13 protein-coding genes are annotated in these 12,672 nt (G+C 64.2%); 8 read left to right on the forward strand and 5 right to left on the reverse strand.

The features are described from left to right. Nucleotides 1-103: 103 nt before the first annotated feature. The 7 genes from hutU to CLU93_RS14760 all read left to right on the forward strand — a co-directional run bounded on the left by hutU (nucleotide 104) and on the right by CLU93_RS14760 (nucleotide 8,925). Nucleotides 104-1,807, forward strand: a complete 1,704-nt coding sequence (gene hutU / locus CLU93_RS14730) for a urocanate hydratase (RefSeq protein WP_099762045.1) — start codon at nucleotides 104-106, stop codon at nucleotides 1,805-1,807. 19 nt (nucleotides 1,808-1,826) lie between these two features. Continuing rightward, nucleotides 1,827-3,386 (forward strand): histidine ammonia-lyase, encoded by a 1,560-nt coding sequence (gene hutH, locus CLU93_RS14735; RefSeq protein WP_099762046.1) that lies wholly within the window; start codon nucleotides 1,827-1,829, stop codon nucleotides 3,384-3,386. 20 nt (nucleotides 3,387-3,406) lie between these two features. Further along, a complete protein-coding gene (hutG, locus tag CLU93_RS14740) occupies nucleotides 3,407-4,210 on the forward strand; it encodes an N-formylglutamate deformylase (RefSeq protein WP_099762047.1) in 804 nt (267 codons plus the stop codon). Between the two features lie 8 nt (nucleotides 4,211-4,218). Next, on the forward strand, nucleotides 4,219-5,583 hold the full coding sequence (locus tag CLU93_RS14745) for a formimidoylglutamate deiminase (RefSeq protein ID WP_257224972.1): 1,365 nt from the start codon (nucleotides 4,219-4,221) through the stop codon (nucleotides 5,581-5,583). After that, nucleotides 5,583-6,158, forward strand: coding sequence for a HutD/Ves family protein (locus tag CLU93_RS14750; protein ID WP_099762049.1), 576 nt, complete (start codon nucleotides 5,583-5,585; stop codon nucleotides 6,156-6,158). The genes CLU93_RS14745 and CLU93_RS14750 overlap by 1 nt, the downstream gene beginning before the upstream one ends. 13 nt (nucleotides 6,159-6,171) lie before the next feature. After that, nucleotides 6,172-7,398 (forward strand): imidazolonepropionase, encoded by a 1,227-nt coding sequence (gene hutI / locus CLU93_RS14755; protein WP_099762050.1) that lies wholly within the window; start codon nucleotides 6,172-6,174, stop codon nucleotides 7,396-7,398. 81 nt (nucleotides 7,399-7,479) lie between these two features. Next, the gene (locus CLU93_RS14760; protein ID WP_180288001.1) at nucleotides 7,480-8,925 is read left to right on the forward strand and encodes a glycine betaine ABC transporter substrate-binding protein; all 1,446 of its coding nucleotides are present in this window, start codon (nucleotides 7,480-7,482) and stop codon (nucleotides 8,923-8,925) included. An 11-nt stretch (nucleotides 8,926-8,936) separates the two neighbouring features. Here CLU93_RS14760 and CLU93_RS14765 read toward each other — a convergent pair whose 3' ends face one another. Continuing rightward, nucleotides 8,937-9,116, reverse strand: coding sequence for a hypothetical protein (locus CLU93_RS14765; RefSeq protein WP_034746290.1), 180 nt, complete (start codon nucleotides 9,114-9,116; stop codon nucleotides 8,937-8,939). Between the two features lie 226 nt (nucleotides 9,117-9,342). On the opposite strand from CLU93_RS14765, the gene CLU93_RS28220 reads away from it, so the two are divergent. Then, nucleotides 9,343-9,480: a hypothetical protein gene (locus CLU93_RS28220; RefSeq protein WP_165829549.1), complete on the forward strand. Its 138-nt coding sequence runs from the start codon at nucleotides 9,343-9,345 to the stop codon at nucleotides 9,478-9,480. A 311-nt stretch (nucleotides 9,481-9,791) separates the two neighbouring features. On the opposite strand, the gene CLU93_RS14770 is transcribed toward CLU93_RS28220, so the two are convergent. The 4 genes from CLU93_RS14770 to CLU93_RS14785 all read right to left on the reverse strand — a co-directional run bounded on the left by CLU93_RS14770 (nucleotide 9,792) and on the right by CLU93_RS14785 (nucleotide 12,589). After that, complete coding sequence (locus CLU93_RS14770) at nucleotides 9,792-10,298, reverse strand: GNAT family N-acetyltransferase (protein ID WP_099762051.1); 507 nt, start codon at nucleotides 10,296-10,298, stop codon at nucleotides 9,792-9,794. After that, nucleotides 10,295-11,239 (reverse strand): DMT family transporter, encoded by a 945-nt coding sequence (locus CLU93_RS14775; RefSeq protein ID WP_099762052.1) that lies wholly within the window; start codon nucleotides 11,237-11,239, stop codon nucleotides 10,295-10,297. Before CLU93_RS14775 ends, CLU93_RS14770 begins: the two co-directional genes overlap by 4 nt. Nucleotides 11,240-11,560: 321 nt before the next feature. After that, on the reverse strand, nucleotides 11,561-12,010 hold the full coding sequence (locus CLU93_RS14780) for a glycine zipper 2TM domain-containing protein (RefSeq protein WP_096237940.1): 450 nt from the start codon (nucleotides 12,008-12,010) through the stop codon (nucleotides 11,561-11,563). A 150-nt stretch (nucleotides 12,011-12,160) separates the two neighbouring features. Next, nucleotides 12,161-12,589: an Mpo1 family 2-hydroxy fatty acid dioxygenase gene (locus CLU93_RS14785; RefSeq protein WP_099762053.1), complete on the reverse strand. Its 429-nt coding sequence runs from the start codon at nucleotides 12,587-12,589 to the stop codon at nucleotides 12,161-12,163. Between the last annotated feature and the right edge of the window lie 83 nt (nucleotides 12,590-12,672).

Consider the following 12,672-nt stretch of genomic DNA (forward strand, 5'->3'; position numbering starts at 1 on the left):
TCTGACCCCAAAGAAAACCTGTTGACTTGGTTGTATAGACAACCTATGCTGGGAGCACCAGAGCGGACCACGCATGTCCGCTCGCACCCTACGAGGAGACAGCATGAACAGCACAATGGACACCGATCCACGCTTTGATGCCAGCCGTACCATCCGCGCCCCGCGCGGCACGGTCATGGCTTGCAAGAGTTGGCAGGCCGAGGCAGCCTACCGCATGTTGCAAAATAATCTGGACCCGGAAGTGGCGGAAAATCCGCAGCATCTGGTCGTCTACGGCGGCATCGGCCGCGCCGCCCGCAACTGGGCCTGTTTCGACCAGATCCTCGCCTCGCTGCGCGAACTGGAAGACGACCAGACCTTGCTGATCCAGTCCGGCAAACCGGTGGGCGTATTCCAGACGCACGCCGACGCGCCGCGCGTGCTGATCGCCAACTCCAACCTGGTGCCGAAATGGGCCAACTGGGAACACTTCAACGAACTCGATCGGCAAGGCCTGTTCATGTACGGCCAGATGACGGCCGGCAGCTGGATCTACATCGGCACGCAGGGCATCGTGCAGGGCACGTATGAAACCTTCGCCGAAGCGGGCCGCCAGCATTTTGGCGGCGACTGGGGCGGGCGCTGGATTCTGACGGCGGGCCTGGGCGGCATGGGCGGCGCGCAGCCGCTGGCCGCCACCATGGCCGGCGCCGTGTCGCTCAATATCGAATGCCAGCAAAGCAGCATCGACTTCCGCTTGCGCACGCGCTACCTGGACAAGCAGGCGGCCAGTCTGGACGAAGCCCTGGAACTGGTCAAATACCACACTGAACGCAAGGAAGCCATTTCCATTGGCCTCCTGGGCAACGCGGCCGAAGTGCTGCCAGAACTGGTGCGCCGCGCGAAAGCGGGCGGCATGCTGCCTGACCTGGTGACGGACCAGACGTCCGCGCATGACCTGGTCAACGGCTATCTGCCACGCGGCTGGAGCGTGTCGGACTGGAAGGCGGCGCAGCAAGACCCGCAGCGCCACGCGCGCCTGACGGTGGCTGCCGCCGATTCCTGCGCCGCCCACGTGCAAGCCATGCTCGATTTCCACGCCATGGGCGTGCACACTGTCGATTACGGCAACAACATCCGCCAGGTGGCGTTCGACCAGGGCGTGCAGAATGCCTTCGATTTCCCCGGCTTCGTACCCGCCTACATCCGCCCGCAATTTTGCGAAGGACGCGGGCCATTCCGCTGGGTGGCCCTGTCGGGCGACCCGGAAGACATCTATAAAACAGATGCGAAGATCAAGGAATTGTTCCCGCACCACACGCAGGTGCACCACTGGCTGGACATGGCGCGCGAGCGCATCGCCTTCCAGGGCCTGCCGGCGCGCATCTGCTGGCTGGGACTGGGCGAGCGCCACATCGCCGGCCTGGCCTTCAACGAGATGGTGCGCACGGGCGAGCTGAAGGCGCCCATCGTCATCGGCCGCGACCACCTCGATACGGGTTCCGTCGCCAGCCCGAACCGCGAGACGGAAAGCATGAAGGACGGCACCGACGCCGTCTCCGACTGGCCGCTGCTGAACGCCATGCTGAACACGGCCGGCGGCGCCACCTGGGTCTCGCTGCACCATGGCGGCGGCGTGGGAATGGGGTATTCTCAGCATGCGGGCATGGTCATCGTGGCCGATGGCAGCGAAGCGGCGGCGAAACGCCTGGCGCGCGTGCTGGTCAACGACAGCGGTTCCGGCGTGATGCGCCATGCCGATGCCGGCTACGAAACCGCGGCCGCCTGCGCCAAGCGCAACGGCCTGATTCTTCCCATGCTACCTTGAGACCTTGATGCGAATGACTATGACACAGCATGCCAAAAGTTGGACCCTGAAACCGGGCGCGATGACCCTGGGCGACCTGCGCGCCGTCTGGGCCGCACCCGCCAAACTGATTCTCGCCGCCGAGGCGTATCCCGTCATCGAGGCGTCGGCCGCGGCCGTGCAAGCCATCGTCGCCAAGGGCGATGCCGCCTACGGCATCAACACGGGCTTCGGCCTGCTCGCCAAGACGCGCATCCCCGATGAAAAGCTGGAGCAATTGCAGCGCAACCTGATCCTGTCGCATTCCGTCGGCACGGGTGAACTGCTGTCGGACGCCGTCGTGCGCCTGATCATGCTGATGAAGATTGGCAGCCTGGCGCGCGGCTATTCCGGCGTGCGCCCGCTGATCGTCGACACCCTGATCGCGCTGTACAACGCGGGCATCATGCCGGCCATTCCTGCCAAAGGTTCCGTCGGCGCCTCGGGCGACCTGGCGCCCCTGTCGCACATGACCCTGGCCATGCTGGGCGTGGGCGACGTGCGCGTCAACGGCGAATTGATGCCGGCCCCCGAGGCACTGGCGCAGGCGGGCATCGCGCCCGTCGTGCTGGCGGCAAAAGAGGGCCTGGCGCTGATCAACGGCACGCAAGTGTCGAACGCGCTGACGCTGCATGGCCTGTTCATGGCCGAACGCCTGCTGGAAGCGGCCATGGTCACGGGCGCGCTGTCGCTCGATGCGGCCAAGGGCAGTGATGCGCCATTCGACGCGCGCGTGCACGCCGTGCGCGGCCAGCCGGGGCAAATCCTGGCCGCGCAGATGTACCGCCAACTGGTGGCCAACAGCGCGATCCGCGCCTCGCACCTGGAAGGCGACGAGCGCGTGCAAGACCCGTACAGCCTGCGCTGCCAGCCGCAAGTCATGGGCGCCTGCCTGGACCTGATTGGTAATGTCGGCCGCACCCTGCTGATCGAAGCCAACGCCGTCACGGACAATCCGCTGATCTTCCAGGACGGTCCCGGCGGGCAGGCGGAAATCGTCTCGGGCGGCAATTTTCATGCCGAGCCGGTGGCGTTTGCCGCCGACACGCTGGCGCTGGCGATCGCCGAAATCGGCGCGCTGGCCGAACGCCGCATCGCGCTGCTGATCGACGCCACGCTTTCCGGCTTGCCACCGTTCCTGGTGCGCGATCCGGGCGTCAATTCCGGCTTCATGATCGCCCACGTGACGGCCGCCGCGCTGGCGTCGGAAAACAAGTCGCTCGCGCATCCGGCCAGCGTCGACAGCCTGCCGACGTCCGCCAACCAGGAAGACCATGTGAGCATGGCCACGTTCGCCGGGCGCCGCCTGGACGACATGGCGCACAACACGGCCGTCATCGTTGGCATCGAGCTGCTGGCCGCCGCGCAGGGCATCGATTTCCACCGCCCCCTGAAAACCTCGCCGCACCTGGAACACGTGCATCACCAGTTGCGCCAGAAGGTGCCGTTCTTCGACGCCGACCGCTTCTTCGCGCCCGATATCGAAGCGGCCAAGCAGATGGTGCTGCAGGGTGAATTGAGCAGCACCTGCAAGAATTTGTTCGCCCCGTTGTACGCCTGAGCGGGCGCAAGGAGACTAGCATGGATTTCCGCTTCAACGAAGGCAGCATTCCGCTGCTGGTATCGATGCCCCACGTGGGCACCGACATACCCGACGATATCGCCGCGCGCATGACGCCGCAGGCCTTGATCAAGGCCGACACGGACTGGCATTTGCGCGAGCTGTATGGCTTTTTGCAGGAGATGGACGCGTCCGTGCTGTCGGCGCGCTGGTCGCGCTACACGATCGACTTGAACCGCCCGCAGGAAGACACGAATCTGTATCCGGGCCAGGATACGACGGGCTTGCTGCCCAACGATACCTTTCATCGCGAGCCGCTGTACCTGGCCGGCAAAGAGCCCGATGCGGCTGATGTGCAGCGCCGTCTGCAGCGCTACTGGGCGCCGTATCATGCGCAGCTGCGCGGGGAACTGGACCGCCTGCTGCGCGTGCATGGCGCGGTGGTGCTGTGGGATGCCCATTCCATCGCCTCGCACGTGCCGCGATTTTTTGAGGGCAAGCTGCCCGACCTGAACTTCGGCACGGCCGATGGCGCCAGTTGCGATAGCGGCCTGACCTCCGCCGTGGTCGATATCGCACGCGCGCAGGAGCAATTTACGGTTGCCCTGAATGGCCGCTTCAAGGGCGGTCATATCACGCGCCATTACGGCCAGCCGGCAGGCCGCGTGCATGCGATCCAGCTGGAGATGTGCCAGTGCCTGTACATGAATGAACCTGGCATGGACGACGCGGCGCCGTTCGGCTACCGGCCCGATCTGGCGGCGCGGGTGCAGCCGCTGCTGCGCCAGATGATGGACGCGGCCGTGGCGTGGGTGGCGCGTTGAGCGGCTGCTTGTTTGCGCGCCATGCGCTGCTGCCGCAGGGCTGGTGCCGCGACGTGCTGCTGGAATGGGATGCGGCCGGCGATTTGACGGCGGTGACGGACAATGCCGTAGCGCTGAACGGCGTGGAAGTGGCCGAATATGTCTTGCCCGGCATGGTCAACCTGCATTCGCATGCGTTCCAGCGCGCGCTGGGCGGCATGACGGAAGTGGCCGGTGATGAGGTTAATCATGTAGCGGATAGTTTCTGGACCTGGCGCGACCTGATGTACCGTTTCGCGCGTCACATCACGCCAGAGCAGATGCAAAGCATCGCCGCGCAGCTGTTTGCGGAATGCCTGCGCCATGGCTACACGGCCGTGTGCGAATTCCATTATCTGCAGCGCGATGCGGCCGGCGCGCTGTATGCGCGTCCCGCAGAAATGGCCGAACGGGTGCTAGCCGCTGCGCGCAGCAGCGGCATCGGCCTGACCATGCTGCCTGTGCTGTACAGCCATGCGGGCTTCGGCGCACAACTCCTCAAACCCGAGCAGGCGCGCTTCCGCACCGATGCGGATGATGTCTTGCGCATCATCGAGGCGCTGGCGCCGCAGCGCGGCGGGCAGGTGGAGGTGGGCTTCGCGCCGCACTCGCTGCGCGCGGCCGACGTGGCGCAGATCCGCGCAGTGGCGCAAGCGTTGCCGCCACTGCGCCCCATTCACATTCACATCGCCGAGCAGCAGGGCGAGGTGCGCCAATGTGTTGACTACAGCGGCCGGCGCCCGGTGCAGTATCTGTATGATCAGGTCGATGTCGACGCGCGCTGGTGCCTCGTGCATGCCACGCATGTGCAGCCAGACGAGGTGGCGCTGATGACCGCCAGCGGCGCCGTGGCGGGCCTGTGTCCGACGACGGAAGCGAACCTGGGCGACGGCCTGTTCCCGCTGGCCGAATTCATCGCCGCCGGCGGGCGCTTCGGCGTCGGCAGCGACAGCCATGTATCGCAGTCGCCGGTGGAAGAATTGCGCTGGCTTGAATATGGCCAGCGGTTGCAGCGCCAGCAGCGCAATGTCGCCGCCACACCCGATGAACGGCATGTGGGCGACTACCTGTGGCAGGCCGCCTTGCGCGGCGGCGCGCAGGCGTCCGGACGCAAGCTCGGTGCCCTGGCGCCGGGCTGCCGCGCCGACTTGCTGGTGCTCGACGAGGCGCATGTGAACCTGTGCGGCGTGGCCATCGCAGATGTGCTGGGCAGCGTACTCTTTTGCGGTAACGACAATCTGGTGCGCGACGTGCTGTGCGGTGGCCAGTGGCAGGTGCGCGATGGGCGCCACGTGGCGCAGGATGCCATCGCCACCGCCTACAAGCGCACCCTGGCGCAACTGAGAGCGCTCTGATGGCGACCTTCATCCCGCAGGAATGCCTGCGCGCCGCGCCGTGGAAAAACGGCGGCGGCAGCACGATGGAAATCGCCATTTCGCCAGCGGGCGCCAGCCTGATGGAATTCGACTGGCGTATCAGCCTGGCGACGATCACGGCCAGCGGGCCGTTTTCCAGCTTTCCCGGCATCGACCGCAGCCTGATGCTGGTCGATGGCGACAGCGTGCAATTGACGCTCGATGGCACGCGCAAGGTGACCTTGAGCGCGGCGCAACCGATGCTGTGGTTTCCCGGCGAGGCGGTCGTGTCCGCGCAAGTCAAAGGGACGACGACGGATTTCAATGTGATGACGCGGCGCGACCGCTGCCGCCACCAGCTGGAAAAAATCACGGCGCCGGGCAAGTTGGCGCGGCGCAGCGCAGCCACCTTGCTGTTCGTCGCCGGCGAGGGGCCCGTGCTGGCGCGCGCAAGTGACCAGCAGTTCGCGCTGGCCCGCCATGACGCGCTGCTGCTCGATGCCGACGATGCGCAGGAATGGCGGCTGGAAGCTCTGCAGCGCACGGCCGTGTTCCGCGTCGACCTGTTCATCTAACGAGGAAAACACCATGCAAGACTGGGATCTGGTCATCCACAACGTCCATCTGGCCACCATGGAACACGGTTATGGCGAGCTGCTGGACGCGGCCATCGCCGTCAAGGATGGCCGCATCGCCTGGTTCGGCCCCGGCGACGAGCTGCCGGCCAGCAGCGCGGTGCTGCAGGATGGCCAGGGCTGCTGGCTGACGCCCGGGCTGATCGACTGCCATACGCACATCGTCCACGCGGGCAACCGCAGCGACGAATTCGAGGCGCGCCTGAATGGCGCCAGCTATGAAGACATCAGCCGCGCCGGCGGCGGCATCATGTCCACCGTGCGCGCCACGCGCGCGGCCAGCGACGACGAGTTGCTGCGGCAAAGCTTGCCCCGCGTGCTGGCGCTGCTGGCCGAGGGCGTGACCACGCTGGAGATCAAGTCCGGCTATGGCCTGACTGCGGACAGCGAGGCGAAGATGCTGCGCGTGGCGCGCAGGATAGGCGAACAGCTGCCCGTATCCGTGCGCACCACCTTCCTCGGCGCGCACGCGCTGCCGCCCGAGTATGCGGGCCAGGCCGATGCGTATATCGAGCTGCTGTGCGCGCAGATGCTGCCTCGGCTCGCGGGCGATGGCCTGGTCGACGCCGTCGACGCGTTTTGCGAACGCATCGGCTTTACGCCGGCGCAAACCGAAAGGGTGTTCGCGGCGGCGCGCGCCTTGAACCTGCCCGTGAAACTGCATGCGGAGCAGCTCTCGGACCTGGGCGGCGCGGCCCTGGTGGCCAAGTACGGCGGCCTGTCGGCTGACCACCTGGAATTTTTGTCGGACGAGGGCATCGCCGCCATGGCGCAGCATGGCACGGTGGCCGTGCTGCTGCCGGGCGCGTATTACTTTTTGCGCGAGACGCAGCAGCCACCCGTCGCGGCCTTGCGCGCGGCCGGCGTGCCGATGGCCGTGTCCACCGATTGCAATCCGGGCACCTCGCCCATGACGTCCTTGCTGCTGGCGATGAACATGGCGTGCACCTTGTGGCGGCTGACGCCGCAGGAAGCGCTGGCCGGTGCTACCTGTCATGCGGCGCGCGCGCTGGGCCTGCAGCATGAAACGGGCAGCCTGGTGGTGGGCAAGCGCGCCGATTTCGCCCTGTGGCGCATCGCGCGCCCGGCCGACCTGGCGTATGCGCTGGGCCTGAACCCGTGCGCGGGCGTGGTGCACGGCGGTGTCTGGCGCACGCCGGTGGTAAGCTTGCCGGATTGATCACTCATCCCGGAGCGCCGCGTGCGTGCTGCTTATTTGCCGTTTTATTTGCTGTTCTTGCTTGTCTTCGCCGCCGCGCCCATGTCCTCCCTTGCCATGGACGGCGGCACCCTGAAGGTGGGCTCGAAGCGCTTCACGGAATCGTATATTCTCGGCGAAATCGTCCAGCAGAGCGCCGCGCCGCACGTCAAGGCGGAGCACCGCCAGGGACTGGGCAATACGGCCATCGTGCTCGCTGCGCTGCAGGCGGGCAGCATCGACGTGTATGCCGAATACATGGGTACCATCGCCAGCGAAATCCTCAAGCACGAGAAAGCCATCGATCTGGAACAGATGCGGCGCGAACTGGCGGCACTGGGGCTGGGCGTGGCCGTGCCGCTGGGCTTTAACAATACCTATGCGCTGGCCATGCGCGGTGATGAACAATCCATCGCCAGCCTGGCGCAACTGGCGCAGCACCCGGCCCTGAAGTTTGGCCTGTCGCATGAATTCATCGGCCGTGTCGATGGCTGGCCGGGCCTGGCCGCGCGCCATGGCTTGCCGCAGCGCCCGCGCGGGCTCGATCATGGCATCGCCTATGAAGCGCTGGCGCAGCGCCAGGTGGACGTGATCGACATCTATTCGACGGATGCGAAGATACGCCAGTACGGCTTGCGCGTGCTGGCCGACACGCGGCAGTACTTTCCCCGCTACGACGCCATGCTCCTGTACCGCCTCGACCTGCCGCCGCGCTTTCCCGCTGCCTGGCAAGCCTTGCAAGGGCTGCAGGGGCGCATCAGCGAGAGCGACATGATCGCCATGAATGCGGCCGTGGAAATCGATGGCAAGCGTTTTTCTGACGTGGCGCACCAGTGGCTGGCCTCCGGCACGCAGGCGAACAAACCGGCCGCCGCGCGCAGCAAGCTGCTCGATAAAATCATCGGTGACGATCTGTGGACACTGACGCGCCAGCATGTGACCCTGGTGCTGCTGTCGGTGGCGCTGGCCTGCCTGATCGGCATTCCGCTGGGCGTGCTGGCGGCGTTTTCGGCGCCGCTGCGGCAAACGGTGCTGGCCTTTGTCGGCGTGCTGCAGACGGTGCCGTCGCTGGCCCTGCTGGCGATCTTGATCCCCGTGCTGGGCATGATCGGCACCGTGCCGGCGCTGGTGGCGCTATTCGTGTATGCCTTGCTGCCCATCGTGCGCAACACGTGCACGGGCATCTTGCAGGTGCCGCAAGGCTTGCGCATGGCGGCGCTGGCGCTGGGCTTGAGCCGGCGCGACCGCCTGCTGCACGTGGACTTGCCGCTGGCCTTGCCGGTGCTGCTGGCGGGCGTGAAAACGGCGGCCGTGATGAGCGTGGGCACGGCCACCATCGCCGCCTTCATCGGCGCGGGCGGCTATGGGGAACGCATCACCATCGGCCTGGCGCTGAACGACAACGACATGCTGCTGGCCGGCGCGATCCCTGCAGCCGTGCTGGCCCTGCTGACGCAAGGCTTGTTCGAGCTGGTGGAGCGCTGGGCCGTGGCCGGCCGGCAGCGCTGACGGCATCACGCTTACAGCGAGTGCAGTTTCGAGCGCACCGAGACGACGGCCTGGTGCAGGATGCGTTCGGCCTGGAAGTCGTTCTCGCGTTGTTCGGCGATGGCTTGCAAGTCGCGCGTGTAGCGTTCCAGGCGGGAACGCAGGTAGGCGCGGTAGATTTTCATGACGAGCGGTTTGGCAGAGACATTCATGATGTGGCTCCCGTATGCGATTCGTTCATTGATTCGTTCATTGTGTGTGAGCGCATTGCCGCCATTTTGCGTCGCATCAAACGCCAGCGCGCCGTCACGTTGACGCGTTTGATATTGCGCAATGCCCCACCAGCAGAAGATGCCACACTGAATCTTCCCTGTTTGGCCATCATCGGCCGCAGGCTCTGTTTTCCCTGATACCTATAAAAAACTCAAGGAGCGTCGCATGGTCATTTTTGCCGTGGTAGCTGGCTGCATCGCCTGCCTGACAGTGTACCAAATCTATCAAAATGCGCAGGGTGGCAGTGGGGTTGCGCAACAACATATCGGCTTGCATGGCACGTTGATTGAACCACGGAAATAATCAGTGTCCTCCGAGCGACACTTGGTTAGCGGACTTAAGTCAAATGTAAGGCCCGGTAAGCAAATGTAAAGGTCGACGCGTTGGCAAGTCGTAGCGTTTATATTGATAACCGTTGATTGCATTCTCCCCCTCCCACTTGACAATGGGTTCACCCCGCGGTGCCGCTAGCCCGCGGGGATTTTTTTGGGAACTTACTGCGCGGCGCGCCTTGCGGCCTGCGATGCTCACTGTACCTAGCGTACAGTTCCGCTTCTCGGCCACAAATCGCATCCGCTCGCTACAGTTCCCCCTTCTTACCGTTTCCCCTCTAATCAGGCCGCTTTCGGCGTGCACGCCGACAATTGCGTCAAGGCATCACCAGCCACGCGGCAGATGCGCCAGTCCGGCATCACGTCCGCGCCCATGCCCTTGTAGAAGTTGATCGCGTTTTCATTCCAGTCCAGCACCGACCATTCGAAGCGGCCGCAATCGCGTTCGACGGCCAGTTGCGCCAGCGCCACCAGCATCTGCTTGCCATAGCCCTTGCCGCGCACCGATTGCTTCACATACAGGTCTTCCAGGTATAGCCCCTTGCGGCACAGGAAGGTGGAAAAATTATGGAAGAACAGGGCGAATGTCACCACCTCGCCATCTTCCTCGCCGACCAGCGCTTCGCACGCGGGGTGCTTGCCGAACAGGCTGTCGTGCAGCATGGATTCTTTGGCGATCATCATGTGTTCCAGTTTTTCAAACACGGCCAGTTCATGGATCATGCCGAAGATGGCGGCCACGTCGGTTTCCTGGGCGGGACGGATGGCGAGGGAGGAATAGGTGCTCATGTTGCCTTTGCTGATGGAGTGGTGGAAAGGGATGCAATGGTATTCGTCTTGCGCGCGCCCGAGGTCAGGGCCCAGGCCACGCTGGACAGGCATAGCAGCATGCCCACCCATTCGATGGGGGCGGGCCGGTAATGTTCGAATTGCACCGACAGCAGCACGGAAATGACGGGCGTGACGACGCCGATGTACACGGTCTTTTGCGTGCCGATGCGGGCGATTAACGTGAAATACGCACTGAAGGCGATCACCGAGCCGAAGATGGCCAGGTACACCAATCCCATCCAGTAACTGGGGCGCGTGGGCAACTGCCAGGACTGGCCCGTGGCGATGGCCCAGGCGGCCACCATCAAGGTGCCCCACAGCATGGCCCAGGCCATGGTCAGCATCACGTTGCCCGAATGTTCGCGCACTTTCATGACCAGGGCATTGCCGGCCGTGCTGGAAATGGTGGCCACCAGCGCCAGCATGAAACCGAGCAGAAAGTGGCCATTGCCGCCGCCTAGAATATCGTGCAGCGCCGCGCCGATGGACTGGTAAAACAGCAGCACGATGCCGCAGATGGCGACAAACGCCGCGCAGCAGGTGCTCCAGGTAATCGGCGTGCCGAAGGCGATGCGGTTGAGCAAGGGCGTCCAGAACACCATCAGCGCGAACAGCACGCTGACGAGGGCCGAGACCAGGTATTGCTCCGAGCTGTAGGTGCACACATAGCTGAGGGCAAACGAGGCCAGGCCTTGCAGCAGCATCCATTTTTGCGCGCGCCAGGGCAGGCGCAGGGTGTCGCCGCGCAGGGCGCACCAGGCAAACAGGGTGGCGGAAGCCAGGCCGAAGCGGTAGACCACGGAAACGGCGGGGGCGACATCGCCCAGCTGCAATGTGATGGCCCAGAAGGTGGAGCCCCAGATCAGGCAGGCAATGATGAACAGGATAGGAGAGGACATCGCGCAAGTATACGGGCATCGCGCGGGGATGGCGAGTCTTGGTCGAGCTTGCTCACAGAACGGTCAGGAGACACCCGGGCATTGAGCCAGCGCAGTGCTTCTGAAAAATGTTGAATTTATGAAAATATTTACTTTATTATCAAGTAAATATTTTCTGAATTGCCTCTTTGAAAGGGAGCCGCCATGCCAGCCTCACTGCAGATCAAAGTCTGGAGCCTGCTTGTGTATGTCGTTGTGACCGCTGTGATTGCCATCTGGCTGCACCCGTCTGCCTTGCTCGCTGCCGGCGCATTCGGCTGAGCGCATGCGCCGACAAGCAGATCAATGCGTGACGCGGGTCTTGCGGCCATCGGACAGCAAGCGCACGCGCTCGCCCGGGCGGAACAGTTCGTCCGCGTCCTGCACGATGGCGCGCATGTCGCCATTGTCCAGGCGCACGGTGATTTCCAGGCCGGCTTTGTTCGAGGCATTCGCTTCGATGCTCTTGCCGGCCATGCCGCCGGCAACCGCGCCGAGGATGGTGGCCGCGATGGCGCCCTTGCCGCCGCCCACTGCGGAACCGGCCACGCCGCCCAGTGCCGCACCAGCCAGCACGCCCGTGCCCGTTTCTCCCTTGTCGATGCTTACCTGGCGCACGGATTCAACCGTACCCATGCGAACCGATTGTTCATTCTGCGCCTGGCGTGCGTTGTACACGTTCGCCGAGTTCGGTTGTACGGCGCAGCCGGCCAGGGTGGCGAGCAATGCCACTGCAATAATTGGTGCTTTCATGTAGGACTCCCTTGGACAAAAGTTAGTTGCCGATTGCGTCGACCGGCAGTAAAGATGCTGACTTATCATAAGGACACTTGCCTCAGATAACTAGTTGCGAATAGTAAAAATCTGTTACCGGTTCCGCGTGACCAAGGGGCCACCTGCTGCTCAATACGCCAGCCGCAGGCGCCGGTATAAAAATCCCAGCACGAACAGCGGACCCACGAGTAAAAAGCGCACATCGTCGAGAAACGACGGTTTCTTGCCTTCGATCTGGTGGCCGATGAACTGGCCTATCCAGGCCAGCACGAACAGCGCCAGCGACACGGGCAGGATGGTCAGCGCCGGCATCAGCAGCAGCAGGCCCAGCATGATGGCCAGGATCGCCAGCATGCCCGCCGCAAACGGACGCGACAGCTTGTAATAATAGTATAAGGCGAGAATACTGGCGAGCAGCGCCACGCTGGGATGCGCGCTCCACAGCAGCCCCAGCAGACTGAAAACGATCAAGGGCACGCACACGATGTGCACCCATTCATTGACGTGGTTGCGGTGGCTTTCGCCATACTGGGCCAGCAGGGTGTCGATGGTGCGCATGGGCGGTCTCTTGTGTGGGGTTGTCCGGGAATTCTACACCGTCGCGTGGCCGGGTAAAATGGCCCTTCATTTCCCCTTCCGGA

Source organism: Janthinobacterium sp. 35 (assembly GCF_002754575.1).
Classification (GTDB): Bacteria; Pseudomonadota; Gammaproteobacteria; order Burkholderiales; family Burkholderiaceae_D; genus Janthinobacterium; species Janthinobacterium tructae.